Here is a 26925-nt window from a genome sequence, read left to right as displayed (position 1 = left end):
CTCACTGTTTCAGCTGGGGGTTCACGATGCGGCCCGGTAACGACCGGCCCTCATCCACACCCCTGTAACCAACGTCTCCCTCCCTTCGACACGTCGATCCGGTAGACTGGTTCAGGGCTTCGGCCCTCTTTTCGGCATGCCATGAGGCTGCCAGGCACTCCCCGGAACGCGTCCTCTGCGACGGACGGGTCGAGTGCAGCACCACGAACACCACAATTTAAGGCCAGGTAATGACACAGTCGGGACGACAGGGTTCACACCGAGGCGGGGACGCCCGCAACCAGGGCGGCAGCCGCCGCCAAGCCTCTTCGGGCTTCAGCAAGTACGGACGGGACGCCCAGCAGGGCGGCCGCAACGACGACGGCGGCGCACGCCGCTCGGGCGGCTACGGCCAGGGCGGCAGCTCCAGCGGCAGCCGTGGTCAGGGCGCGGGTCGCTCCTCCGCCGGCGGTTTCGGCCGCGACGACCGTCGCGGGCAGGGCTCCGGCCGTGGCGAGTGGCAGAGCCGCGACGCCCGCCCGAGCCGCGATTCACGCGATTCCCGCTCCGGCGACTTCCGCTCTCGTGATGGCCGCTCCGGCGAAGGCCGTTCGAGCGATTTCCGTTCCGGTGACTTCCGTTCCGGTGACTTCCGCTCCGGTGGCGAGCGCTCCGGCCAGGATCGCGACGCGTTCACCAAGGACGGCGCCCGCAAGCCGAACCGCCCTAATTCCAACAAGCCGGGCTTCAATAAGAACGGCAAGCCCAAGGCCGGCACCGGCCGCGGTGGCGCTGGAACCGTCGGCGGCACCCGGAAGGGCGCGGGCCGCAAGCCTGCCGCCGCACCCGGCCGTCCGGCGTCGAGCGCTGCTTTCGGCTCCGAGCGCTTCGGCGAGTACAAGGGCCCGGTCAAGTCCCCGCGCCGTGCGCCGCGCCGCGACGTTCCGGACCACGAGCTGCACAGCACCGAGGGCGTGCGCCTGCAGAAGCTGATGGCGCAGGCCGGCGTGGCCAGCCGTCGCATCTGTGAAGAGATGATCCTGGAAGGCCGGGTCGAGGTCGACGAGCAGATCGTCACCGAGCTGGGCCTGCGCGTGGACCCGGAGACGGTCGTCATCCACGTGGACGGCATCCGTCTGCAGCTCAACGACTCGATGGTCTACTACGCGTTCAACAAGCCCAAGGGCGTCGTCTCCACGATGACCGACCCCGAAGGCCGCCGCTGCATCAGCGACTACATCAAGCCGAGCCTCCTCCGGGGCGAGCGCCTCTTCCACGTCGGACGTCTGGACGCCGAGACCGAGGGTCTTCTGCTCCTGACCAACGACGGCGAGCTGGCCAACCGCCTGACGCACCCGTCCTATGAGGTGCCGAAGACCTACCTGGTCCAGGTGCGCGGCCCGTTCCCACACGGCATCGGCAAGCAGATGCTCGAGGGCATCGAACTCGAAGACGGCGTGACCCGCGTCGATTCCTTCCGTCTGGTGGATTCCACCCCCGGCAAGGTGCTGATCGAGGTCGTCCTGCACTCGGGCAAGAACCGCATCGTGCGCCGCCTGTTCGACGCCGTCGGCTTCCCCGTCCTGCGCCTGGTGCGTCTCAAGGTCGGTCCCATCGGCCTGGGCGATCAGAAGCAGGGCAGCATCCGCCGCCTGGGCAAGCAGGAACTCGGCCACCTGATGGCCGCGGTGGGGCTGTAAGGCATGTCCGCCTTCGGCATGCACGGGCCCGGTCAGCTGACCGGCCCCGTCGTCATCCTGGGCACCGGCCTGCTCGGCGCGAGCATCGGGCTGGGGCTGCGGGGGCGGGACGTGGAGGTGTACCTCTCGGATCCGTCGCCCACCAACCAGGCCGTGGCCGTCGACATCGGCGCGGGGCTTCCGCTGTCCGCTCTCGCTGAGCGGGGGCACGACGACGGCGCGGTCCGCCTCGTCGTCGTGGCGTCGCCGCCGGACGTGACCGCCGTCGTCGTGGAGAGCGCGCTGACCACCTACCCGAACGCCGTGGTGGTGGACATCGCGAGCGTGAAGGCCGGGATCCTGGCGGCGCTCACCGAGTCCGCTGCTGTGTCGGGGCTCGACCTGAGCCGGTACGTCGGCACGCACCCCATGGCGGGCCGGGAGAAGTCCGGGCCGGTCGCGGCGCGTGGCGAGCTCTTCACCTCGATGCCGTGGGTGCTGTGCCCGGGGCCGGAGGCGTCCCCTGCTGCGCAGGAGACGGCACGGACCCTCGCCCTGGACCTCGGCGCGATCATCTACGAGTTCACCCCAGTGGAGCACGACGAGGCCGTGGCGCTGGTGTCGCACCTGCCGCAGGTCATGTCGTCGCTGCTGGCCAGCCGCCTCCAGGAAGTCGGCGAGCATTCGCTGTCCCTGGCGGGCAACGGCCTGCGGGACACGACCCGCATCGCGGCGAGCGACCCGAAACTCTGGGTGCAGATCCTGGGCGCCAACGCGGGGCCCATGGTCGAGATCCTGCACGGTGTGCGCGATGACCTGAACCGGCTCATCAACACCCTGGAGGATCCCGAGGCCCCGGGAGCTCGCCTGGACCTCGCCCAGCTCATGAGCGAGGGCAACGCCGGTCAGGCCCGGATTCCGGGCAAGCACGGCGGCCAGGCCCGCAGCTATGCGTGGCTCACAGTGCTCGTGGATGACCGTCCGGGTCAGATCGCCCATCTGCTCACGGAGATCGGTGAGATCGGCGTGAACCTGGAAGACATGCGTCTCGACCACTCGTCCGGGCAGAATGTGGGCATGGTGGAACTTTCGGTGCTGCCGAGCAGGCATGACGCCCTGGTGGAAGAACTGAGCAAGCGCGGCTGGAAGGTGTTGCAATGACCGAGGGAACCCCGAACCCGGGCACGGTGGCTGCCGCCGCCGCGTCCAGTGCTGCGGCTTCCCGCGCCGGCGACGCTCACGTGGTGATCCGTCCGGGCAGGTCGCTGCTGGTGGCCATCGACGGGCCCAGCGGTTCCGGCAAGTCCAGTGTGAGCAAGGCGGCGGCGCGTGCGCTGCGCCTCGCGTACCTGGATACCGGGGCGATGTACCGTGCGCTGACCTGGCACTGCCTCGATGCGGGTGTCGATCTGGCCAGTGCCGCGGCGGTGGAGAATGCCGCAGAGGCGCTCCCGCTGCAGATCAGCACCAGCCCGGACGAGGAATACGTGCGGGTCGGCGGCGTGGACGTCACCCAGGCGATCCGTGAACCGCGCATCTCGGAGCACGTGAGTGCCGTGGCGACCACCCTGGGCGCCCGGACCGAACTGATCCGCCGCCAGCGCGAGCTCATGGAACAGCACCGCAACCGCATGGTCGTTGAAGGACGGGACATCACCACGGTGGTGGCCCCCCGTGCCGAGGTCCGGCTCCTGCTGACCGCCAGCGAGGAGGCGCGACTGCGCCGCCGCGGCGTGCAGCTCGGCGGGACGCAGAGCAAGGAACAGCTGGCTCAGCAGGTCCTGGCCCGTGACGCGAAGGACTCGACCGTGGTGAACTTCACCCGGGCCGCGGACGGCGTCGTCACCCTGGACTCGAGCGATCTGGACTTCAAGCAGACGGTGGATGCGGTGCTGGACATCGTGCACCGCGTGCTGGAACACGGCATGCTGGGCTCCGTGCCCGCTGAACAGCGTGACTGACGACGGCGCGGCGCCCGTGGGTGCCGCACGGTCGGGTGTGGCCGGCCCGGGTTCCGGGCCGAACCCGGTCCCGCACCGCGCCACCATGTGGTGGGCACGGCCGGTCGGCTGGTTCCTGGATCATGTGGCGTACCGAACGGCGGTGTACGGCCGAGAGAACGTCCCGCGGGATGTTCCGGTGCTGTTCGCCGGGAACCACCTGAGCTACCTGGACGGACCCGTGATGTTCGGAGCCAGCCCGGTGCCCATGCACATCCTGGTCAAGCAGGAGATGTTCACGGGCTTCCTGGGCGGCGTCCTGCGGGGTTCGGGTCAGATCCCGGTGGACCGTGCGCACGGCCGCCAGGCGCTGAATACGGCGAAGTCACTGCTCGATGCGGGCCGGAATGTCGGCATCCTGCCGGAAGGCACCCGGGGGAGCGGGACGGCGGCGAGCCTCAGCAACGGGGTGGCGTGGCTCGCGCTGCACACGGACGCCGTCGTCGTGCCGGTGGGCATCACCGGGACCCGGCGCGAAGGTGAACATCTGGATCATGTGCCCCGGCCCGGTCGGCGATTCGCCGTGGGCTTCGGGGAACCGCTGCGGCTGAGCCGCCAGGCGGGGGAAAGTGGCCGTGCTTCAATGGACAGGGCGGCCGAGGAGATCAGGCAGGCGCTGGTGACCGAAGTGTCACGCGTCGTGCGGAGAAGTGGACTTCAGCTGCCGGATGGCAGCGTGGAACCGGCCGGGACCCGGCTGGAGAAGGTGTAAAGGGAGAACATGAGCGAGAAGCTGAACGGCCAGGAAGAGGAGTACGTCCCCGCTGGTCCGGACAACGTCGACGAGACGTTCGCCGCCATGGACGAGACCGAGCTGGAGGCCCGGGCCGCGAGCCTGCGGGCCGGCCTGGACGATTACGAGCTCGACGACGAGGACGCCGCCCTTCTGGCTGAGCACCTCGGTGAGGACTTCGAGCAGGTGGAGCGGAAGCCCGCACCCGTGCTGGCGATCATCGGGCGCCCGAACGTCGGCAAGTCGACGCTGGTCAACCGCATCCTGGGCCGCCGCGAAGCCGTGGTGGAGGACGTTCCGGGCGTGACCCGTGACCGCGTCATGTACCCGGCGGAGTGGAACGGGAAGCGGTTCACGGTCGTCGACACCGGTGGCTGGGAGCACGACGCCAAGGGCATCCACGCCTCCGTGGCCGCGCAGGCCGAGGTGGCCGTGGAGTTCTCCGACGCCGTGCTGTTCGTGGTGGACTCCACCGTCGGCGCGACCGCGACGGACGAACTGGTCATGAAGATGCTGCGCAAGGCCAAGAAGCCGGTCATCCTGGTGGCCAACAAGGTGGACGACTTCGTGCAGGAGGCCGAGGCCGCCGCACTGTGGGGCCTCGGTTTCGGTGAGCCCTACCCGGTGTCCGGTCTGCACGGCCGTGGTGTCGCCGATCTGCTCGATCACGCCATGAAGATCCTGCCGGAGTTCTCCGCCGTGGACGCGATCGAGCGCACGGGTGGCCCGCGCCGCGTCGCCCTGATCGGTCGCCCGAACGTCGGCAAGTCCTCCCTGCTGAACAAGCTGGCGGGCACCGAGCGTGTGGTTGTCGACAACCTTGCCGGCACGACGCGTGACCCGGTCGACGAGTACATCGAGCTGGGCGGCGAGACCTGGAAGTTCGTCGACACGGCCGGTATCCGCCGCCGTCAGCACATGGCCCACGGTTCGGATTACTACGCCTCGCTCCGCACGCAGGCTGCGCTGGAGAAGGCCGAGGTGGCCGTGGTGCTGCTCGCCGTGGACGAGGTCCTGAGCGAGCAGGATGTCCGCATCCTGCAGCTGGCGATCGAGTCCGGCCGCGCCATGGTGCTGGCCTTCAACAAGTGGGACCTGCTGGACGAGGACCGCCGCCGGTACCTGGAGCGCGAGATCGACCAGGATCTGGCACACGTGGAGTGGGCGCCGCGCGTCAACATCTCCGCCAAGACCGGCTGGCACAAGGACAAGCTGGTTCCCGCGCTCGAACTGGCGCTCGACAACTGGGATCGCCGCATCCCGACCGGCAAGCTGAACGCGTTCCTCGGTGAGCTCGTGGCCGCCCACCCGCACCCGGTGCGTGGTGGCAAGCAGCCGCGCATCCTGTTCGCGACGCAGGCGAGCAGCCGCCCGCCGAAGTTCGTGCTGTTCACCACCGGGTTCCTCGATCCCGGATACCGCCGCTTCATCACGCGCCGCCTGCGCGAGACCTTCGACTTCCGGGGCACCCCGATCGAGGTCTCGATGCGAGTCCGCGAGAAGCGCGGCCGGAACCGGTAGGTTCTGGTGGCGGTTGGGCGCTGAGCTGTTGGTTAGCGGCTGAGTGACGACGCTTGCCGTACGACGACGTCGGCGGGTCTCCCTGAGAGGGAGGCCCGCCGTTGGCGTTTGGTGGCTCTGGTCGGTCCCGGGCCACATCGGTGCCCGAGTTTGTTCTCGGTATGGTTATTGCCGCGCCGAAGAGAATTTCGGGCACCGATTTCCAGTTCCAGCCGTGGGTTCCGCGCTCTTGTTGGTGTGCCGCGCCGCTCCCGGTGTATTGCGCCCTTCCCGGTGTATTGCGCCCCAATGGGGGAGCAGTTCGCCAGGAAGGGCGCAATTCCGTGGTCCCAGCCCACTCCGGCCCACTCCGGCCCGCTTCGGTCGGCTCCGACTCGTCGGTGGCTCAGCAGCCCGCACCGTGGGGGTTTTGGTTGCAGTCGTCGGCGTACCAGTCGACCTTGGAACGCCAAACGGACAGCCGCACTCCTGGCGACGTGACTGTGGCTTCGCCAGGGATCGGCATGACGGGGCCGCCGTTGATGCTGTACGTCCCGTGGAATCGAGTGGTTACGCTGGCGACGAATTCCCCGGTGCGCTGGTACGCGTGGGACGTCCTGGTCTCGGTGCCCCACTGCGCGTTGGGCAGGGCCGACCCTTCGAGTTCGGTCGGGCCGAGCGTGGTCCCGTCGCCGTAGTCGTACGTTGAGGAGACGGGGTAGACCGTCAGGGTGATGCTCTGACCCAGGAGGGTCAATGGGAACGTCTGTTTCTTTGGGTGCGAGTAGAAGTTGGTGTTGAACCCGACCAAGGTGTGAGGCTGTGGCTGGACTCCGAACTCGGCCGCGGTGATCTTGCGCGACTGGAATTCACGAGCCATCAGGCCCGGAATATTGAGCAGCGCCTGAGCCTCCCGGGGGTTGTAGACACACGTTGGTGAGCCATCGTTGGTCCACTGCGACCACTCGGGGTTCGACAGGCCGATCGGCGCATAGCGATACTGCGCCAAGTACCCGGCTTCCTTGTGATCCGCGCCGGCCGGACACTTCTGGGCATTACGGTTCGACCCGAGGCACTTCGTGTCCTGGCTGCCGGACTTGTCGATCTGGCAGGGCAACGTGAGGAGCCACTGGTACTTGGGGGCATCAGGCGAGGCGTGGACGGATGTGAGAATCACGCCCGTGGGAGTCGGATTGGTCGTTGTAGCCCCCTGCTCGACGTGGTCATCCACTAGGAAAGGATCATCCACATCTGTGTTGGCTCTAGCAGCCGGAGTTCCAACAAGCACCGCGACGAGACTCACCGCGCCCGAAATCCGGGATACCTTCTGATGGAAGTGAGCCACGGCTAGCTCACGATCAGTTTCGAGTCGGTGACGAGCCAGCGTGAGTTAGTCCACCCGAGTTGGAAGGCGAAGCCGTTGTTCGTTTCACTGAACAATTTTCCTGAACCTGATGCGATGTGGATCCGCGCCCGGCTCTGCCGGATCTGGGCTACGAGAATCGGCTTGTCTGGAGTGGCCTGAGATCGGAGCTCAATTCGCTCGGCCTTGAGCTGCCCTCCGACGATCCAACCTTTCTCGTATACGGATTCGATCTTTTCGGGGACCGTCCTACATGTGATGCACTCATCGGTGTGGAGCGCCTTCAGCTTGCTAACGTCCCCCGTCTCGTACGCGTACGACAGCATCGCGACCCAGTACCCCACGAACGCCTTCGCCCCTTCAGGCGTGTCCTTCTTCGCAGCCTCCGGCATCACGGGCACGGGGACATTCAGAGCCTTGCTGGTCGCGGTCGCCGGCTTGTAGACAGGCTTAGCCGCGGCGGACGGCGAGGTCGATGCGGTAGCCGCGGGCGCCGTCGTCGATGGGGGAGAAGGACTCGGTCCAGCGGGACCGGTGCCGCAGGCGACCAAGCCCACGCACGACAGCAGGACGAGCACACACCAGGACACGGCGCGCTTCATGGATGACCCCCAGTCGGTCGGCAGTAGAGACAAACGCAACTCTACGACAAATGACCAACAAATGACAGAAGTTATCCACAGTTCTGGGCGGGCGGAATGCCGCCCGCCCAGCAGGGCTGATCAGACCTCCGCAACTGCTGACTGATCGCGGAAGTGGCCGGTCACGATCAGGAGCACTCCAAGAACCGCCCACCCGGCCAGAACGAGCCAGGGGAAGGCGGTCGCAGCGTCGGGGAAGTAGGAGAGGTCGCGGAGGAGCGTGCCGGAGGCGCCGGGCACGAACCACTGACCGACGTCGCCCCACGGCGCCGGCAGAAATTCCTTGGGCTGGGTCAGCGACGACAGGGGGTTGCCGATGAACATCGTGAGCACGGCGCCCACGGCGATGCCCGCGCGCCCGATCAGGGCCGACGCGCCGGTGATGATCGCCGCCGTCGCCGCGATGCCGAGCCCGATCGCCGCGACGTTGGCCCAGTAGTCGCCTTGGAGGGTGTGGAACCAGCCTTGCAGGATGCCGGCGATGCCGAGGCCGCCCAGCACTCCGTAGCTCACGACCGCGGCGAGGCGACGCCACGCGCCGGACACCAGGAGCGAGATCACGATGCCGCCGACCATGCCGCCCATCGCGAGCGGCAGACCCGCGACGGCCAGGCCGGTGCCACGGGAGTCGTCGGCGGACAGCGGCACGACGTCGGTGACCACCACGGTGGGGACCGACGGATGCTGTTGCGGGGCCTGCGTCGTGGTTCCGGCGGCGGGCGGCGTGGCCTTGCTCTGGGTGGCGGCAGCGAGGCCCGCCTGGAGCTGCTGGACCGCAGAGGTGAGTCCTGTGATGGCCTGCTGGTCGATCTGGCGCTGGATCCCCGCGCCGAGCTGCGTCAGCGCGGAACTCGCGACGGGGCTCGCAGCACTCGCGGCCAGGATCTCGGGCGCGCCGGCTCCGGGGGTGGCGGGCAGGATGACGGCGCCGTAGACGTCGCGCTTCTTGATCTGCGTCAGAGCGTCGTCGCGGCTGGCGACGGTGCGGATGTCGAGCATGCCCTCCGGTGCTTTCGCGGTCAGCTGCTGGACCTGTTCGGCGCTCCCGACGACCGCAATCGGCAGGTGCTGCGCCTTCGCCGTGACGCTGGGCCAGGCGAAGGCGAGGAGGATGACGCAGACCGCGACGGCGGCGAGGGCGGCCGCGCGGAGGGCGTGCGGCCAGGGGGTGTGCGGGGCGTGGGTGGCCGGGCTGGTGTCCCGGTGGGCGGGCGTGGACTGGGGAGTATTCATGGTGACTTCCTTCAACAAAAAAGAATATTCGTTCTCTATTTTCCTCGCGGAGGCTAGACTGTCAAGAACGATCATTCGTTTTCGATGAATCGATGGAGGAGTGGACATGCCGAAGGTCAGCGACGAGCACCGTGAGAAGCAGCGGCAGCGGATCCTGGAGGCCGCGCTGACGTGCGTGGCGCGGAAGGGGTTCGCGTCGACGTCGATGTCGGACATCATCGCGGAGGCGGGGCTGTCCGCCGGTGCCGTGTACGTGTACTACCGCAGCAAGGAGCAGCTGACGATCGACGTCGGGCGGAAGGTGCTCGGCGAGCGGGTCGCGATGCTGGAGGAGTACCTGGGGCGCGACCAGGTGCCCGCGCCGGCGGAGGTCATTCCGGCGTTCCTCGAGCAGATGCCCGATGACGGCTTCTTCCCGGGCGTCGCCGTGCAGGTCTGGGGCGAGGCAATCCACTCGCCGGCGCTGGCCGAGACGGCGGAAAAGCTCATCGGCGAGATCGGCGGTCACTTCGCGGACTACTTCGCCGCCTGGTTCCGCCAGTCCCGAGGGCTAGGTGAGCGTGACGCGCAGGCCGAGGGCCGTCGAGTGGCGCCCGCCGTGCTCGGGATGGTGCAGGGCTACATGGTGCAGAGCGTCTTCCTCGACGACGGCGCGCGGGCACGGTATCGCGAGGCTGTGGCGGTGGTTGTTGGCGGGCTGTGAGGGGTGCGGCCCTGGCTATTTGAGCCAGGCTTCGAATTTGATTCCGTTGTAGTTTTTCTTGTTCTGGCAGATGACGTCAGCTTGTCCTTCTTGGTGCTCGACGTAGCTGGCGTAGAAGCACAAGTAGTCTGCAGTCTCAAGGTTGCGGGCCCCGGTGCCAGTTCCGGTTCGCAGGACTCTCTCCATGACTCCCTTGGCATCGTCACAGCTCAGGCCTGTGATCTTCTCGTAGCGGTATTTGGTTCCGAAGCAGCCGATCCGTTTGATGCGTTCAGGGTGGATCTCAAGCGACGTGATCACGGACGAGGTCTCCTGGAATTCAGGGGTCTTCGCAAAGGTGCGGGCGGCATCGACCAGGGCGCTTCGAATCGGGACCCCGGGACCGGTCTTCAGAGCCGAGATTCCGCCGAACGACACGTAGTAACCTCCTGCGGGAATTTCGACGGCAGCCCGCCCCAGGGGTTCTTTGCTGCCGGTGAACTTGAGGTCGAAGTACGCCGCTTGGCTTCCCGGTGCCTGGCCGTACGTTGCCTGAAGCAGGAGTCGCACCTCTTGTCCACCCGGGCCTTTGATACCGGGAACAGGCCATGACAAGCCCGTGTCGACGTCGGTGGGAATGCTCATGTAGGGGAGGATCGGAAGTTTGTCGCGGAAGGTGGCGCGTACCTTGTCATGGGCATCGAGCACCGAAAAGTTGTTCGGCTGTCCCTGCACCGGCTGTACCGACCACGTGGGCGGATACTTGAAGGTCATGGAGCCGTCCGGTGTGCTGAAAACTTTGGAGGCCGGTGGAGGCGGAGTTGTCTTTTCGGCCGGGGCCGGTGAGGTGGCAGTCGGAGCGGCATCCTGCGGCGCCTTGGAGGCTGAGGCGCTTGTCTGTGAAGCTGCGACCGTCTCCTCGGCGGACTTGGTGGCAGTACCTCCACCGCAGGCCGTAAGGCTGAGGGTCAGTGCTGAGATCAACGCGGTGACGACATGTGATTTCCCCATGCCGCGCAGTCTAGCTACACCGACTGACACCTTTCATGTCACACAGGAAGCGCCGAAGCGAACTTGATCATCTGCGCCGGGTGGTCGTGGCGCCATCAGCCGTTCGGGTACGCCTCGGCGATCATCTTGCCGCGGAGAACGGCCATTTGGGCGTACATGTCGTGCAGGAGATAGAGGTCGCGGCGGCGGGTCCACGGCTGGCCCGACTGAAGGTCGTAGGTGCCGGGCATGTCGAAACCGGCGGGGGCGAAGGCAGTCATGCCGCGGTCGCGAGTGGTCTGGACGCAGCGCTTGACGTGGTCGCGGAAGCCGACGACGCCGGCTGTGCCGCCAGTGCCGCGCTGGGCGACCACCTGCGCGGCGACGCCGTCGGTGCTGAGGTACGTGATGGTGCCATCCGGTGCGATGACTGGTTCGATCGAGATGACCTGGGTCATCGAGTACTTGGACTTGAGGAAGCGGGCGATCTCCCACTGTGCGAAGACGGGCGCGGTCTTCTGCTTGCGGACAGCGGCGATGGTGTCCGCGAGAGCCTCGTTGACGGGGCCGGGCTCGTAGAGGACCTTGGCGGGGTCACCTCCGCCGGCCGGTGCGCGGTTACCGAAGGCGTAGGCCACGATGTAGTCGATGTTCGCTACAGCCGTCACCGGCGGGTGCCAGTTGAACCCGACGTCCTGAAGGTGAGGCTGGACGACCCTCGCCGTCGCATGGTCGTCCAGTTCGCGGCTCAGCGCGTCCAGCATGAGGCGCGTCAGCTTCTTGGTCTGCGCGTCGGTAGAGTCGGCGAAGGCGGGCTCCGCGGCCAGAAGGGGGAGAGAAGCAGCCGCTGTGGTGGCAGCGGCAGCGGTGAAGAAACGACGGCGATCCATGGGAAGTCCTTGCTGTGTGGTGTGGCGCGTGCCCGGGGGGTGGGCGCAGAGTGAGTCTGGCGCGGCGGGATGAATGGGCGGTGACGGGAGGGTTGCGCCGGTGGATTCGGGCTCTGTGGCGCGCGTGGTTTGAGGTGCGGTGACGGACTACAGGATCGCTGCCCGTCGCCGCGACACGAGGGGGCTCGAGGGCGGCGAGGATTTCGCATCTGGGCCGATTTTCGTATAGGGTAGAACCCGTTGCTTGAACGGCCGCGAACAGCGATAACGGTCAGGCAAGGCGGGCTGTAGCGCAGCTTGGTAGCGCACTTGACTGGGGGTCAAGGGGTCGCAGGTTCAAATCCTGTCAGCCCGACCGAAAACCCTGGTAGACACGATCTACCAGGGTTTTGTCGTGCTACAAGCGATGGTTCCCGATGGGTTTTCGACTGAGTGTCGTACGCTAATGGTTGTGCCGGTGTGGAGGCAGGTAAGGAGCGCTAGGGGTGGATGTTGTGCCGCACTATTCACGCTATGCGCTGTCGTTCACGAGCGGTACCTTGCTCGCCAACGAGGCGGCAATCGTCGCCCCGATCTATCTGCGCGAGCGCGACTGGAAGGTCACCCGCGCACTCGCCCAAACTGAGAATCTCCTTGGCGCCCGTGCCGCCCGGTCGAACACTAGAACGCTCGGCGCGCTCGTGCCGCGCCTTCAGCTATTGTCCGATCACGAGCTCGAGATCGTCTCCGACGGTACCTCGACCGAACGTGGTCACCTGATGTGGACGGCCGCCTGCCGTAAGTACGCTTTCATCGGCGAGTTCGCGGAGGAAGTTCTCCGAGAGCGGTTCCTTACGCTTGTCGGAACAGTGTCCTACAAGGATTACGACTCGTTCTACCGCGCCAAGGCAATGTGGCACGACGAGCTGGACGGTGTCACTGGTTCGTCGTATCAAAAGCTCCGGCAGGTCTTGTTCAAGATGGCTGTCGAGGCGGGTCTGCTGACCAAACAGGGGTACATCGAGCCTGCTCTCCTGTCTTCACCCGTTGCAGCATGCCTGGATCAGCGCACGCCGAGTGATATCCGATTCTTCCCAACGAGAGTGGCGTGAGAGCCGTGCAGCCAAAGACGACGCTGACTCAGCAGGAGGAGCACCTGTTCAAGGTGCTCAGCAGTGAGCGCTTTCTGAAGATGGAGGGCTTGGGCAAAGAAGTCGCCCACTTCATCTATGACTACGACCCGGCGTGGGCGCTCGACGTCACTCAGGCGAAGAAGCGCATCAAGACTAAGCTCGACACCGATCTGGGCGTCAAGGTCTTCGAGATCAATCTCTACGAGCTGTGTGTCGACCTGCTCAAGGCGCGCAACGTCTGGGACCGCCTACTGGCGGCCGAGCCGACGATGGACAAGCCGGACTTTCGCAAGTTGCTCCAGAACATGCTGGATCCTCAGATGCACCTCGCGCCGGCCATCAAGGCGCGGATCGAGGCGGAGTCGTTCCAGATCTTGTTCCTCACCGGCATCGGCGAGGTGTTCCCGTTCGTACGTTCACACACCGTCCTCAACAACCTTCAAACTGTCGTCTCCGACAAGCCGATGCTGATGTTCTTCCCGGGACGTTACGAAGTCTCGACGACTCAGGGATCCGCCCTTGTGCTGTTTGGGCAACTCAAGGACGACTCCTTCTACCGCGCGAAGCGAATCCTCGACCAGGAGGCATGACCCGATGAAGCTCAACGAGATCTTCCTCAAAGACGTCACCCGATCGATCGAGGGTGTCGTCAAGGCCGACGATGTTGACCACCTTTGCATCGAGGTCGAGGAATACGTCTTCACAAACGACGCCGCCAAGGGTGTCGCCCCGCTCCTGGAGGAGTACACCAACTACACCAACGCAAACGGCGTCTGGATCTCCGGCTTCTTCGGCTCTGGTAAGTCGCACCTCCTCAAGATGCTCGCTCATCTCCTGGGCGACGTTCAGGGTCAGGCCTTTCCGCGCTCCGACGTGAGCGAGAGCTTCCTGGGCAAGACCGACGATGCCATGCTCATCGCATCGCTCAAGAAGGCAGCCGCCATCCCGGCGAAGAGCCTGCTCTTCAACATCGACCAGAAGGCGACTTTGATCTCCAAAGATCAGACGGACGCCCTCCTCAAGGTTTTCGTCAAGGTCTTCGACGAGAGTCGTGGCTACTTCGGCAACGACGGAGCGGTTGCGCGCTTCGAGGAGGATCTCGACAAACGCGGCCAGTACGAGGCCTTCAAGATCGCCTTTGAGAAGCACGCGGGGATCAACTGGGCACAGGGACGGGAGCAGACGGCGCTCGAAGGCCACAATATCGACAAAGCGTTCGTCGATGTCAACGGCGAATCGAACCCGGGGATCATCGCTCAGTATCAGAAGTCGTACGCGGTCTCGATCGAAGACTTCGCCACGGCCGTGAAGGCGTGGATCGACAAGCAGGAACCGGGGTTCCGGCTTAACTTCTTCGTCGACGAGGTCGGTCAGTTCATTGCCGACGACGTCAAGCTGATGCTCAACCTCCAGACGATCGCTGAGTCCCTCAACACGAAGTGCAAGGGACAGGCCTGGGTGTTTGTCACCTCTCAGGAGGACATGGACAAGGTCATCGGCGACCGGACCAAGCAGCAAGGCAATGACTTCTCCAAGATCCAGGCCCGGTTCAGCGCGAAAGTGAAGCTCACAAGTCAGGACGTCGAAGAGGTCATCAGCAAGCGCCTCCTGGAGAAGAACGACGCAGGAGCCGCGGAGCTGATGGCGATCCACGCCAAGGAGAGTGCGAACTTCCCGACGATCTTCAACTTCGTCGACGGAGCGAAGACCTACCGCAACTACGTCGACGGCGGCCGCTTCATCAGCACGTATCCGTTCGTGACTTACCAGATCCCGATGTTCCAGGCCGCGATTGAAGGCCTCTCCGACCACAACGTGTTTGAGGGCAAGAACAGCTCGGTGGGGGAGCGGTCAATGCTCGGTGTGGTTCAGGAGGTCGCCAAGCACATCGGCACTGAGCAGGTCGGTTATCTCGCCACCTTCGACCAGATGTTCGCCGGTATCAGTGCGGCGTTGAAGTCCGCGGCCCAGAGCGCCATCCTCCAGGCCGAGAGGCACCTTCCCGACCCGGGATCCGATGTCACAATCCTGGCCAACCGACTGCTGAAGGCACTTTTCCTGGTCAAATACGTCGACACCTTCAAGGCCACACCCCGAAACCTGACCGTGCTCGTCTACGACCGCTTCGGTCTCGACCTCAATTTGCTGGGCAAGCAGGTGCAGGAGGCGCTCAACCTGCTGGAGGCGCAGTCGTACGTGCAGCGCAACGGCAACGTATACGAATACCTGACCAACGAGGAGCAGGAGATCGAGAAGGAGATCAAGTCAGTAGACGTTGACTCCTCTGAAGTCTCCAGCAAGTTGTTCAAGTACCTCTCATCCGACATCCTCAAGACGAACAAGCTCAAGTACGCCAGGAACGGCCAGGACTTCCACTTCGGCTACAAGCTCGACGACATCGTCCACGGCAACCAGCGCGAGCTGACGGTTCACTTCATCACGCCAGAGACGAACTACACCGACACAGAGATCGCCGCCCAGAGCATGGGCAAGGATGAACTGCGCGTCTTTCTCGGCCGCGACAAGCGGCTGTTGGCGGACCTGCGTCTGCTTCTCAAGACCGAGAAGTACACCAAACAGCACACCAATTCGGGCGCTACACCCTCGATGCAGGCGATCCTGCAGTCGAAGCAGATGCTCAACACTGACCGCGAAAAGGAGCTCATCGAGCGCCTCCGCCAAGCTGTCGGCAAGGCGCAACTGATCATCAACGCTGCAGAGATCACGTCCAGCGCCCAGGACGCAGTAACTCGGGTGTCCGAAGGGTTCCAAGAACTCGTCAACCGGACCTATACGAGCCTCGGCGTGCTGGACGGGAAAGTCTACGCAGAGCAGCAGGTCGCTGCCGCGGTCCAGAACGACCAGGGCCTCTTCAACGCGGGCGAACTGAGCGCTCTCAGTTCGCCCGGCCAAGAGATGGAGTCCTGGATTCTCACTCAGGCGAAGCTCGGCGAGCACGTGACGATCAAGAAGATCGTCGACCGTTTCGAGTCCAAACCTTATGGCTGGGGTCTTGGCTCGATTGAGGTTGTGCTGGGCTGGCTGGTCGGCAACGGCAAGATCGCCCTCACCGTCGATGCCAATCAGGTAACGCGCACCGAAGCGGCGGCCCTCATCCGCAACACGGCTAAGCACCAGTACACCGTCGTCGCGCCGCAGAAGGCATACGACGCCACGAAGGTTGCAGCATTCAAGAAGTTCTGTAGGGACTTCTTCGACGACGGCGCCGTACCGAGCGACTCAACCGAGCTGGCCCAATTCGGCAAGGAGAAGCTCGCCGCCAAGCGCGATGAGCTTAACGTGCTCGTCAGCAGCAGCCGATATCCGTTCGTGAGCCAGCTCTCAGGCGTCGTCACCCTGCTTGAGCAAGTCGTCGGCAAGCCTATCGACTGGTACCTCAGCGACTTCGATAGTGCTGATGAACTGATTGAGGCCAAGGAGGACCTGGTCGATCCGATCAAGTCCTTCCTCAATGGGCAGCAGGCCAAGATCTTCAATGAGGCGGATGCCCTCCTGAAGGCCAACAGCGGAAACCTCAACTATCTCCCGGCCGGAAGCACCGGCACAGTGGAGGCGCTCCTTGCGGACCCGAATGCGTTCCGCGGCAACAAGATGAACCAGCTCAAGATCGCGGTGGACACGCTCCGAGGCCTGATCGAGAGCAAAGTCAGCGAGAGCCGTTCCGCGGTGCGAAGCGGGATTGAGAACAAGCTGGCGAGCCTGCTGGAGGACTCGATCTACACCAAAGCAACGGCACAGGCACAGAAGTCGGTGACCGGCCGGGTGGACATGGTGTACGCGAGCCTTGACGGTGAGCGGCTCATCGCGGTGATCGATCAGACCGGTGCCCATTTTGCTTCGACGATCTATCCGGAGCTTGTCGACGAGCTCGCAGAGTCGGCGAACCCCTCGGAACCGGTGAAGCCTTCGGTAGCGCTCAGCACCATTGAGGTTCCTGGCGGGCCCGCATTCATCGAAGACGAGACCGACATGAATCACTATCTGGACGCGCTGCGCGCCGCACTCGTCGGCACCCTCAACGACGGAAAGCGAATCACACTCTGATGGAGACTGCACCGCTCAAGTCGTTCGCCACCTCGGCGCGTACTGAACTGATCCGCGAAGTGTCAGCACGGATCACCGCCGTCCTCGCTCAAGGCTCTCCCGAGCGCGTGGAGCAGCCCAAAGCCGTGTCAGCACTGGAACGGACCATCGCCGACTCCGGCGGTGGTGACAAGGGGAAGGCGCACGTCGCCGATAAGGTCGCCTACACGTGGTTCAACCGCATCATCGCGCTGCGGTTCATGGACGCCAACAGGTACACGGGGATCGGTGTCGTCTCGCCGGCGGCCGATCAAGTCGGCCAGCCTGAGGTGCTTGCGGCCGCCAAGCGTGGGCAGATCGACCAACAGGTGGTCAAGGAGAAGGATGCCGCGACCGTCATCGGGTTGCTCAATGGCACCCGTCAGCCGCGCCCCGGAGTCGATGCCCAGGCCGAGGCGTATGCGTTGCTCCTGGCGGACTACTGCCGTTTCTGGAATGCCGCAATGCCTTTCATGTTCGAGCGCGAGGGCGACTACACCGAGCTGCTCATTCCGGCCAATCTGCTCGCCTACGACTCTGTGCTCAATCGCTCCGTCGCGGTGCTCACTGAGGACGTCTGCCAGGACGTCGAGGTCATCGGCTGGCTGTACCAGTTCTACATCTCGGAGCGGAAGGACGAGGTTTTCGCCGGGTTCAAGAAGAACAAGAAGGCCGGTGCCGAGGAGATCCCGGCCGCCACTCAGTTGTTCACCCCGGACTGGATCGTCCGATACCTCGTGGAGAACTCTCTCGGGCGCCTCTGGATGCTGAACCGTCCGTCGTCCAGTCTGGTGAGCCATATGGAGTACTACATCGCACCGGTGGACGAAGAGACCGACTTCCTCAAGATCGGCGGGCCCGAGGAACTCAAGGTGATTGACCCGGCCTGCGGTTCCGGCCACATGCTGACCTATGCGTTCGACCTGCTCTATGCGATCTACGAAGAGGAAGGGTACGCGTCCTCCGAGATCCCTGCTTTGATTCTGAAGCACAATCTCTTCGCTACGGAGATCGATCCGCGTGCGGGAGCCCTGGCCTCCTTCGCGCTCACAATGAAGGCGGCAGCCAGGCGCAAGCTCTTCTTGAGGAGCCCGGTAGAACCGAACATCTGCGTGCTCGAACCGATCAGGTTCAGTGCTGATGAGCTGGACTACCTCGTGACGAAGGACGGCGATCGTCAAGCTGAGGAAGCGTTCTGGAACCAGTTCGCCGGGGCCGACGCGCTTGGTTCGCTGATCGCTCCCGATCCGGCATTGTTCTCGCGACTCGCGAGCCACCTGCCATCAATTGACGATGGCGGCGACATTTCCATGGCTGATGCCCTCGATTGGGCTCGACAGGTCCTGAACCAGGCCATCTACCTGCTTCCACATTACTCAGTGGCAGTCGCGAACCCGCCTTACATGGGGGGCAAGAATCTGGGACCCGTGTTGTCGGACTTCGCCAGAGTACGGTTCCCCGACGCGAAGGCGGATCTGTTCGCGATGTTCATCGAACGTTGCGTCTCGCTGGTCGTGCCGAGCGGCTTCGTCGGAATGATCACCATGCAGTCTTGGATGTTCCTCTCCTCCTTCGAGGCGCTTCGCGAGCGACTCTTGTCGCGCTCCAGCCTGGAAGTTCTTGCGCACCTCGGGAGCGGGGCTTTCGACTCGATCGGCGGGGACGTTGTCTCGACGGTTTCCTTTGTGCTTTCTACCCGTCCATCGCCTAACCGTTCGGGAATCTACTTCAACCTCACCGCGAACCGGTCGGAGTTAGGAAAGGCGCAGGAGGCTTTGAAACTCGTCCAGAATCCGCAGGGTCGCCACGTGCTGAAGACCCACAGACTCCTGGAGGTTCCAGGGACTCCCATTGCCTATTGGCTCTCCGAAAGGGAACTCAACGCCCTCGTTGGGAGCAACACCGTGGCCGACGAGGCAGTGCCCCGCAAGGGCTTGGTGACTCTGAACGACGCTCGCTTCACGCGGCGCTGGTATGAGGTCTCTGGGGAGCGCACCTGCCTGCCTGCACACTTTTCCGCACTTGGTTTGTCGCGGAAGTGGTATCCACTCAACAAGGGCGGCGGCTACCGACGTTGGTATGGGTTAAACGAGACACTCATCAATTGGGAGAACAACGGGCAAGAGCTCAAGGACTTTATCGTCGAGCGGTACGGCGGAGGCTCATACACGAAGGAGATTCGTAGCGAGGATTTCTACTTCCGTGAGTCGGCAACCTGGGCGGCGGTGTCCAGTGGTCCGCCGAGCTTCAGATACACGCCTCCAGGATTCATATTTAGCTCTGGTGGATCGTCATTGTTCTCTGACACGTCTCTCTTGAGTGTGATGGGAAGCCTGAACTCCGCGCCGATAACTAGCCTGCTTCAGACGATCACGCCGACGATGAACTTCGTGCCGGGAGACGTTGCTCGGATGCCGGTGTACACGTCCACACGCTTGGATGAGGTGGTTCGTGCAGCGATTGACATTGCGCAAAAGGATTGGGACGACCGCGAAACCTCGTGGGATTTTGTCAGTAACCAGTTGGTCCGCGCTGAAGGTGGAATGCTGCTTCGCGACCGTGTCGACGCAGTGTTTCGCAGCGATCGTGCACGCGTCGAACAGTTGCGCGACGTTCAGGTCGAGATCGATGAGATCGTTTCGCGCGGTCTTCGGCTCCTGGCGGAGGCCGAGCCTGTTCCTGATGTCGACGTACGTGCGCTGACAATCGATGCGAATGACGACTTCGTTTTCGCGGACGAATCTGAGACCAACAAGCTGCAGTTGAAGTCGAACCGTTTGGTTCGCGATTTTGTGTCGTACGTTGTCGGATGCATATTCGGGCGCTACAGCCTCGACGTGCCGGGACTGATCTTGGCGGATCAGGGCGCAACTTTGCAGGAATACCTTTTGAAGGTGCCGACCCCGACGTTCACGCCGGATGTGGATAACGTCATCCCGATCGTCGACGGCGACTGGTTCGAGGACGACGTTGTCGGGCTTTTCCGAGGTTTTCTTCGGACAGCATTCGGTGAACTGCACTTTGAGGAGAACCTGAGCTTCGTAACTGAGTCGCTCGGCGTGAGGACTTTGAGGGACTACTTCGTTACGAAGACCGGGAAGTCGAAGTTCTACGATGACCACGTGCAGCGGTACAAGAAGCGGCCGATTTACTGGCTCTTCTCCAGCCCTAAGGGGTCATTCAACGCCCTGATCTACATGCACCGCTACACGCCGTCCACCGTCTCGACCGTACTTACGTATCTGCGGGAGTACGTGACCAAGCTGGAGTCGGCGCTCCAGCAGGCGGAGCGCGCTGCGAACACGAAGGAGGCCGATCGGCTCCGCAAGATCCTTGTTGAACTGAACGAGTACGAGCACGACATCCTTTACCCGAAGGCTTCTGAGAACATCGTCATCGATCTCGACGACGGGGTGAAGTCCAACTATCCGAAGTTCGGGGCTGCACTGAGGAAGATCGCCGGTCTGGAGGCATCTGGTGACTGACCTGACCTCCGTTGTAGACGCCCTCCGGAAGCGATTTGCCGCCAACAGGGTCGTGTTCTGGCATGACCCCGCAGGCGAGTATGCGGCTCAGCTCGACGCACTCGACTTAGAGGGCGTCAATGTCATTCAGGTGCAGGACAACGAGTTCGGTGTGAAGAGCGCTCTGCTCGCCGACAACGTTGCCCAGCACTTGGTCTACAGAACGGGCGAGCTGCCGCGCGGCACCGCGAACTGGCTGCTCGATCTGGAGCTTGCCTACGGAGGGGTGTTCACCGCCGACAAGACGTCCATGCTCCAGCAGGAGCTCGGTCTCAACGACCCCGCCTTCGCACCGGTCATCGAGCAGCATCAGAAGTTCTTCGCCGCGAACAGCCGGAAGCAGGCCCTGGAAAAGCTCCTGGCGGAAGGCGATGACGCCATCCGCCTCCGGGCCAAGATGTGCCAGGTCCTCGTCAAGGCTTCCGGAAACAAGCTGACCGACATCACGCGGGAGCTGCTCGCCGAGAATGCCGCGGGCAGGTCGGCCAAGTGGGAGGATCTGGTCACGTTTGGCCTCGACGCGTTCTTCTGGGACGGGCTTGCGAGCATCTACAGATACCCGAGCAAAACCCCGACGATGGATGACTTCATCCTGTGGATGTTCAACCGGGCCATCGAGGACTTCGATTCCGCCACTCCGGACGAGTTCCGCAACATCCGCAGTGACTTCAACAGCCTGCGGTACGACGTCCGCAGCCAGGCCATGATGACGGAGCTCGCCTCGCGCGCAGCCGAGGCACTCGACGTCAAGTCCAAGATCGAACATCGCGACTATCGCGACCTGGCCAAGGTCACGATCTTCGCGGAGATCGACCGCAAGGTGATCGTCGACCTCGCCGCCGCCGTCGCTTCGCAGTCGGTGACGCCGCGCGAGGTCGCCGACGTCGTGCGCCAGCGGCAGGAGAGCCTCTGGAAGGCGAAGTACGCCAAGCTCTACGAAGCCATCCAGAGCGCATCGGACTTGCTGACTTCCATCGCAGAGCTGCCGAACGCGATCGCCTCGGCAGATCTTGCACTTGAGAAGTACCAGTCTGACTGGTTCCGCATCGACCAGCAGTACCGCTGGTTCACCTACGCCTACCAGACAGCTGACTTCCAGAAACCCTTCGAAGCCCTCAAGGCCGAGGTCGACAAGCAGTACTCCAACAAATACCTCTATGACTTCGGCGGGCGCTGGCAGCAGGCGCTTGAGCCGACAGGCGAGTGGAAGTCCGCGACTCTCGCCCCGCAGGCCAGATTCTTCGACCGGCACGTCGCTCCCGTGGTCAAGGACGGACGCACCAAGGTTGTCGTCATCATCTCTGACGGCATGCGCTATGAGGTCGCTGACGAACTGACATCGATGATTCGCAGTGAGGACCGCTTCGAGGCTTCGCTGTCTGCGGTTCTCGGATCTCTGCCGAGTTACACCCAGCTCGGGATGGCGTCGCTGCTTCCACAGTCGACCTTGGAACTCGATCCGGACGCGCTGCCCGTGCTCGCGGACGGGAAGCCGACGAACGGCACGGCGAACCGCGACAAGATCCTGCAGGCGGTCAACGGTCACGCGATCGCCGCCGCCGACGTGCTCGCCATGCCGGGCGACGAGTTGCGAGGGCTCTATAAGCAGCACCAGATCTTCTACGTCTACCACGACCGCATTGACGCCGCTGGCGACAAGGCAGCGACGGAGAGAACTGTGTTCGAGGCGGCAGGAGAGACCCTCCGCGAGCTGCTCCTGCTCGTCAAGAAGTGGACGAACGCCAATGCAACGAACATCCTGATCACTGCCGATCACGGCTTCGTCTACCAGGACATTCCACTGGAGAAGTCCTACTACGTCTCGGAATCGCCGCAGGGTGACGCGGTCACCAAGACGAACCGCCGTTTTGTGCTGGGTAGGGGGCTGAAGCCGTCTCCGTCGTTCATGACTTTCACATCGGCTCAGGCGGGTCTCGTCGGTGACATCGACATCCAGATCCCGAAGTCGATCCATCGCATCCCGCAATCCGGTGCCGGGACACGCTACGTCCACGGCGGAGCCTCCCTCCAGGAGATCGTGGTCCCCGTGGTGACAGTGAACAAGAAGCGCAAGAGCGACACTCGCCCGGTCAACGTCGACCTGATGCCGGAGACGGACAAGATCACCACCGGCCAGCTCGCCGTCAAGCTGCTCCAGCGCGAGGCCGTAACGGACAAGATCCAGTCGCGTCGAGTCCGCCTCGGCTTGTACGTGGGTGACACGCTGATCTCTGACCAGCCGATCCTCACCTTCGACAGCCCATCTGAGGACCAGCGCCAGCGCTACCAGTCGGCGACCCTCTATCTTTCGCAGGATGCCGACGACTTTAATGACCGTCCGGTCGAACTCAGGCTCGAAGAGCCCATCCCGAACACCACGCAGTGGAAGTCGTTCTCGAAGGGCAACTACACCATCAAGCGCTCGTTCACCACGGATTTCGACTTCTAGGAGAGGCATGACGAATCTCGAAGACGCTCTCGGCATGATGGACGCCCTGACCGGTGACGAGGGGGCCGGTACGGTCCCGGTGAAATCCGTTCTGGACGAGAAGATCAATGAGCACTTCGCCGGTGCGGTCGTTCGCAAGGACTTGGTCAAAGCGGTCCGTGGGAATGCAGTGGTGCCGTCATACGTGCTGGAGTATCTTCTGGGCCAATATGCCGCGTCCGACGACGAGGCGACGATCCAGGCCGGCATCGACAGCGTGCGGAAGATCCTGGCGACCCACTACGTCAACCGCAACGAGCACAAGTTCGTGAAATCGGAGATCCGCCGCAAGGGACGCCATCGCGTGATCGACAAGGTCACGGTGACGCTCAATGAGAAGGACGACGTCCACGAGGCGGACTTCGAGAATCTCCAGATCAAAGGCGTCGTCATCGACGATGCCACGGTCAACCGGAACCCTAAGCTTCTTGTCGGCGGCGTGTGGTGCATCTGTGACATCGAGTACTTCCATACTGACGACCCGCGCGCCGTGCCGTGGATTCTCGGAAGTTTGAAGCCCATCCAGGTAGCCGGCGTCGACATCGAGCACTTTTACGAAGCCCGCAAGTCGTTCACCACTGAGGAATGGATCGACCTGCTCGTGCAGTCGATCGGTCTCAACCCGGAGCAGTTCAACGACCGCGGCAAGCTCATCGCTCTGACCCGTCTGATCCCCTTCGTTGAGCGCAACTTCAACGTCGTCGAACTGGGGCCGAAAGGCACCGGCAAGTCGCACACGTTCAGTGAGTTCTCCCCGAATGGCATCCTGATCTCCGGCGGTGAGGTGACGGTCGCGAAGCTGTTCGTCAACAACGCGAGTGGCCGCATCGGCCTGGTCGGCTACTGGGACTGCGTTGCCTTTGACGAGTTCGCCGCTAACCGGCGCGCTGACCAGAATCTCGTCAACGTGATGAAGAACTACTTGGCGAACAAGTCGTTTTCGCGCGGCACGAGCATCTATGGGGCTGAGGCCTCGATGGCCTTCATCGGCAACACCACCCATACCGTGCCGTACATGCTCAAGAACTCTGACCTTTTTGATGAGCTGCCGGATGCTTATCGCGACCCCGCCTGGCTCGACCGCATCCACCATTACATTCCGGGCTGGGAAGTGGCACCGATCCGCGCGGAGATGTTCTCCTCCGGCTACGGTTTCGTGGTCGACTATCTCGCCGAGATCCTGCGCGCGAAGCGGACCGAGGATTTCTCGGACAAATACAAGGGCTACTTCACGCTGGACAGCTCGATCTCAACCCGCGACCAGGACGGCATTCACAAGACGTTCTCCGGACTGATGAAGCTGGTGCACCCGACGGGTGAGGCGGACGAAGAAGAGATCCGAGCACTGCTGGAGTTCGCGATCGAAGGACGCAAGCGTGTGAAGGACTCGCTCCTGCGAATCGACGCCACCATGCGCGACACTGCGGTGCGCTTCCGTTACGCGGACAAGACAGGCGTTTGGCACGACGTCGCGACTCTTGAAGAGAGTCAGTACCCGCAGCTGTACCGGCGAGACTGGAGCGCGGTGCCAGACTCGCACTACGACGCAGGTGAGCCGTCTCTTCCGGCTCCGACGGTCATTGAGAGCGCGGCGCCTGCGGAACTGTTCCAGGGGCACCGCGACTTCGTCGACAACCAGCAGGGGATTTCCTTTGAGACGCTGCTGTTGCCTTACCTTGCGGGGGCGACACAGATTGAACTTCACGACCCGTACATCCGCATGGCTCATCAGGGCCGCAATCTGGTGGAACTGCTCGCCCTGATCGCGGCAACGAAGGACCCTGCCGACGAGATCAATTTCAAGCTGTTCACGGTGCTGGATGAGAATCCTGACTTCCAGAAGAAACAACTGCAGATGCTGAACGCGATCGTCCAGGGTGCCGCGCAGCAAGGCATCAAGCTGGACGTTGCGAAGGATCCAGGCGGACACGACCGATGGATCCGCACCGATACCGGCTGGCGCATCAACCTGGGCCGCGGTCTGGACATCTTCCAGAAGTCCGACGGCGGCTGGCTCGACTTCGGCAGCAGCCGTCAAGAGTTCCGCCAGGTCCGGGCGTTCGGGGTGACGTACATTCGAAATCGGGAAGAATAGCGATCCGTTGGAATTTGTCACCCCCAGGCTTTATGCGAAAGTTGTTTCCCAGTGAAGATTACATCAGTTGAGATCGCCAACTTCAAGGCAATACGGCGGGCAAAGCTAAACTTGCACCCAACTTTTAACGTGCTCGTAGGATCAAATGGTTCAGGTAAGAGTAGTGTGTTGCAGGCGCTTCACTGGATTCTTCAGTCTGGCAGAAACCGGGTAGTCGCCACCAATTCAGCGGGCAGGGCATCTACTCTCTCTGAGAAAGATGCCATATTCATGCCATCACCAGAGTACAAGAGCGCCGGCCACGGAACAGACTACGGAAATAACCAAAGAAATCCACAACTCGACGTGAACGTCTCAGCTATTGATGATCGCGGAAATGAAGTTGCTGCTCACCTGTGGCTTAAAGCTGCCAGGAACGAGGGCATTTCGGTCCACGTACCTTCTGGCAATTCCTTTGTTTCGGCGGTTCGCGACCGCCGACGAGAGATAAGCGCATATATTCCCGGACTTGCAGGAATCCCTCTCATTGAGGAAAAGAAGTCGAAACTAGTCGTTCACCGTTCTGCGGCAGCTGGTGATGCGAATATGGTTTTGCGAAACATGCTTGATCTTCTACGCAGGGAGAAAGTTGAAGGGAAGAACGGCCTTGACGTTGTGTCTGAACTAGTCTCTCGAGTGATGGGTGATTTCTCGCTACGGGTCGAATTTGACGAAGAGACTCATTCCAGGGTGATCGCTTCGTTCCGAACTGGCGAAATGGGAAATCATAGGGAGAAATCGTTTCGACCCCTCGAACTCGCTGGAATTGGGTACTTGCAAGTTCTCCAGATCTTCTGCTATCTCGTCTATTTTCGACCGTTGCTTCTCCTTGTTGATGAACCCGATGCCCACCTTTACCCGATTGCACAGGAACGGCTCGTCGAGGTGCTCTGCGAAGTCGCAGAGCGTTTTGGGTCGCAAGTCATTTTGACGACCCATAGTCCGTCTATCGTCCGAGCTCTTCCGCAGGACTCGAAGGTAATTTGGATGAAGGATGGGCGGGTGGAGGAGACCCGTGAGGGGCAGGCTCGCCAATTGATGGGCTGGGGCCTGCTCGACAGGAAGATCATTCTGCTTACCGAGGATTCGAAGACGGAAATGTTGCGTTCTCTGGTATCTCAGTGGCCCGATCTTGAACGTGTGACGGCGATCTGGCCATTCGCCGGAACGGGAAAGCTGCCGACGCCCGAGACTTTAGAAGGATTCCGGGCCCTGGTTGGGAATGATGTGCGTCTAGTTGTACATCGTGATCGCGATTTTCTAATGCCGGATGAGGTTGACCGATTCAAGGCTCCATATAATTCGAAGGGGTGCCAAGTCTGGGTGACAAAATATTCCGATATTGAAGCATACTGGACATCTATCTCGGCAGTTTCCTTGGGTTTCGGAGTTTCGGAAGATGGTGCGTCCGCGCTAATAGAGGAGGCCGTGAAGCGAGCCTCGGTCGATGATCAAGCAATGAGAAAGTTGAGGACCAAGAGAAATGAAATTTCCCGTCTTTTCAACGGTGATGGAAAATTCCAGCAGTTTGGTGAAATGGAGGTAGTCGAAGAGGCGGCGCGGGCTGGTAGCCAATTTGCGGTCCTCGGGAAACTGCTTCTAAAGAAGGTGCGTGAGATTGCAACTGAAAGTGGCTGGGCTGCGGCAAATTCATATGGAAAGAGCGTCCCTGAAGGAATCGGGTCTGAGTTTGCAGGTGACCTCGAGCGTGTTCTGCGCGGATCGATTTCATGAGTGGCTGAGAATCGGGTAACTACTTTAGCCTGACCGTGTACGCTGTGACGAATAATCGTCGGTTTCGTTGATTCCAGGTCCTGCGAGCCCCACGCCTAGTGTGACCTCTTCAGATAGTTCCTGCGCAATCGCCTGCGTCGCGGTGGAATGGTGATTGCGT

The 26925-nt window shown here is 62.7% G+C and carries 17 protein-coding genes, 1 tRNA gene and 1 pseudogene; 14 read left to right on the top strand and 5 right to left on the bottom strand.

Going from position 1 to position 26925, the window contains the following annotated elements:
- Nucleotides 1-230: 230 nt before the first annotated feature.
- The 5 genes from AB6732_RS08545 (at nt 231) to der (ending at nt 5912) form a co-directional block, all read left to right on the top strand.
- On the top strand, nt 231-1679 hold the full coding sequence (locus tag AB6732_RS08545; RefSeq protein WP_370959521.1) for a pseudouridine synthase: 1449 nt from the start codon (nt 231-233) through the stop codon (nt 1677-1679).
- Between the two features lie 3 nt (nt 1680-1682).
- Entirely contained in the window at nt 1683-2819 is a 1137-nt protein-coding gene (locus AB6732_RS08540; RefSeq protein WP_370959520.1) for a prephenate dehydrogenase, read from the top strand.
- Nucleotides 2816-3619, top strand: a complete 804-nt coding sequence (gene cmk, locus AB6732_RS08535; RefSeq protein WP_370959519.1) for a (d)CMP kinase — start codon at nt 2816-2818, stop codon at nt 3617-3619. The genes AB6732_RS08540 and cmk overlap by 4 nt, the downstream gene beginning before the upstream one ends.
- 85 nt (nt 3620-3704) lie before the next feature.
- Entirely contained in the window at nt 3705-4370 is a 666-nt protein-coding gene (locus tag AB6732_RS08530) for a lysophospholipid acyltransferase family protein (RefSeq protein ID WP_370959621.1), read from the top strand.
- Nucleotides 4371-4379: 9 nt separating this feature from the next.
- Nucleotides 4380-5912: a ribosome biogenesis GTPase Der gene (gene der / locus AB6732_RS08525; protein WP_370959518.1), complete on the top strand. Its 1533-nt coding sequence runs from the start codon at nt 4380-4382 to the stop codon at nt 5910-5912.
- A 385-nt stretch (nt 5913-6297) separates the two neighbouring features.
- Here the strand turns inward: der and AB6732_RS08520 are convergent, their stop codons facing one another.
- From AB6732_RS08520 to AB6732_RS08510, 3 genes and pseudogenes are all read right to left on the bottom strand, one after another.
- On the bottom strand, nt 6298-7068 hold the full coding sequence (locus AB6732_RS08520; RefSeq protein WP_370959517.1) for a hypothetical protein: 771 nt from the start codon (nt 7066-7068) through the stop codon (nt 6298-6300).
- Nucleotides 7069-7238: 170 nt separating this feature from the next.
- Nucleotides 7239-7688: pseudogene (locus AB6732_RS08515) on the bottom strand (DUF6318 family protein); the annotation flags it as partial.
- Nucleotides 7689-7976: 288 nt separating this feature from the next.
- A complete protein-coding gene (locus AB6732_RS08510) occupies nt 7977-9128 on the bottom strand; it encodes an ABC transporter permease (RefSeq protein ID WP_370959516.1) in 1152 nt (383 codons plus the stop codon).
- 106 nt (nt 9129-9234) lie between these two features.
- On the opposite strand from AB6732_RS08510, the gene AB6732_RS08505 reads away from it, so the two are divergent.
- The gene (locus tag AB6732_RS08505; protein WP_370959515.1) at nt 9235-9831 is read left to right on the top strand and encodes a TetR/AcrR family transcriptional regulator; all 597 of its coding nucleotides are present in this window, start codon (nt 9235-9237) and stop codon (nt 9829-9831) included.
- 15 nt (nt 9832-9846) lie between these two features.
- On the opposite strand, the gene AB6732_RS08500 is transcribed toward AB6732_RS08505, so the two are convergent.
- Nucleotides 9847-10821 (bottom strand): hypothetical protein, encoded by a 975-nt coding sequence (locus AB6732_RS08500; RefSeq protein ID WP_370959514.1) that lies wholly within the window; start codon nt 10819-10821, stop codon nt 9847-9849.
- Between the two features lie 95 nt (nt 10822-10916).
- Entirely contained in the window at nt 10917-11690 is a 774-nt protein-coding gene (locus tag AB6732_RS08495) for a hypothetical protein (protein ID WP_370959513.1), read from the bottom strand.
- 281 nt (nt 11691-11971) lie between these two features.
- Here AB6732_RS08495 and AB6732_RS08490 point away from each other — a divergent pair.
- The 8 genes from AB6732_RS08490 to AB6732_RS08455 all read left to right on the top strand — a co-directional run bounded on the left by AB6732_RS08490 (nt 11972) and on the right by AB6732_RS08455 (nt 26765).
- Nucleotides 11972-12045, top strand: a tRNA-Pro gene (locus AB6732_RS08490).
- 130 nt (nt 12046-12175) lie between these two features.
- Entirely contained in the window at nt 12176-12781 is a 606-nt protein-coding gene (locus tag AB6732_RS08485) for a DUF1819 family protein (RefSeq protein ID WP_370959512.1), read from the top strand.
- The gene (locus tag AB6732_RS08480; protein WP_370959511.1) at nt 12778-13392 is read left to right on the top strand and encodes a DUF1788 domain-containing protein; all 615 of its coding nucleotides are present in this window, start codon (nt 12778-12780) and stop codon (nt 13390-13392) included. Before AB6732_RS08485 ends, AB6732_RS08480 begins: the two co-directional genes overlap by 4 nt.
- A 4-nt stretch (nt 13393-13396) precedes the next feature.
- A complete protein-coding gene (gene brxC / locus AB6732_RS08475; RefSeq protein WP_370959510.1) occupies nt 13397-16867 on the top strand; it encodes a BREX system P-loop protein BrxC in 3471 nt (1156 codons plus the stop codon).
- Nucleotides 16867-20370, top strand: a complete 3504-nt coding sequence (gene pglX / locus AB6732_RS08470) for a BREX-1 system adenine-specific DNA-methyltransferase PglX (RefSeq protein ID WP_370959509.1) — start codon at nt 16867-16869, stop codon at nt 20368-20370. The genes brxC and pglX overlap by 1 nt, the downstream gene beginning before the upstream one ends.
- On the top strand, nt 20363-22858 hold the full coding sequence (pglZ, locus tag AB6732_RS08465) for a BREX-1 system phosphatase PglZ type A (protein ID WP_370959508.1): 2496 nt from the start codon (nt 20363-20365) through the stop codon (nt 22856-22858). The genes pglX and pglZ overlap by 8 nt, the downstream gene beginning before the upstream one ends.
- A gap of 7 nt (nt 22859-22865) precedes the next feature.
- A complete protein-coding gene (gene brxL, locus AB6732_RS08460; RefSeq protein WP_370959507.1) occupies nt 22866-24992 on the top strand; it encodes a BREX system Lon protease-like protein BrxL in 2127 nt (708 codons plus the stop codon).
- A gap of 51 nt (nt 24993-25043) precedes the next feature.
- Nucleotides 25044-26765: an ATP-dependent endonuclease gene (locus tag AB6732_RS08455; protein WP_370959506.1), complete on the top strand. Its 1722-nt coding sequence runs from the start codon at nt 25044-25046 to the stop codon at nt 26763-26765.
- Nucleotides 26766-26925 lie beyond the last annotated feature (160 nt).

The sequence above is a fragment of the Arthrobacter sp. RCC_34 genome (genome assembly GCF_041360795.1).
In the GTDB taxonomy this organism is placed as follows: Bacteria; Actinomycetota; Actinomycetes; order Actinomycetales; family Micrococcaceae; genus Arthrobacter_E.
The sequence above is the reverse complement of the archived record's forward strand: the minus strand, read 5'-3'. Positions and strand labels throughout refer to the sequence as shown.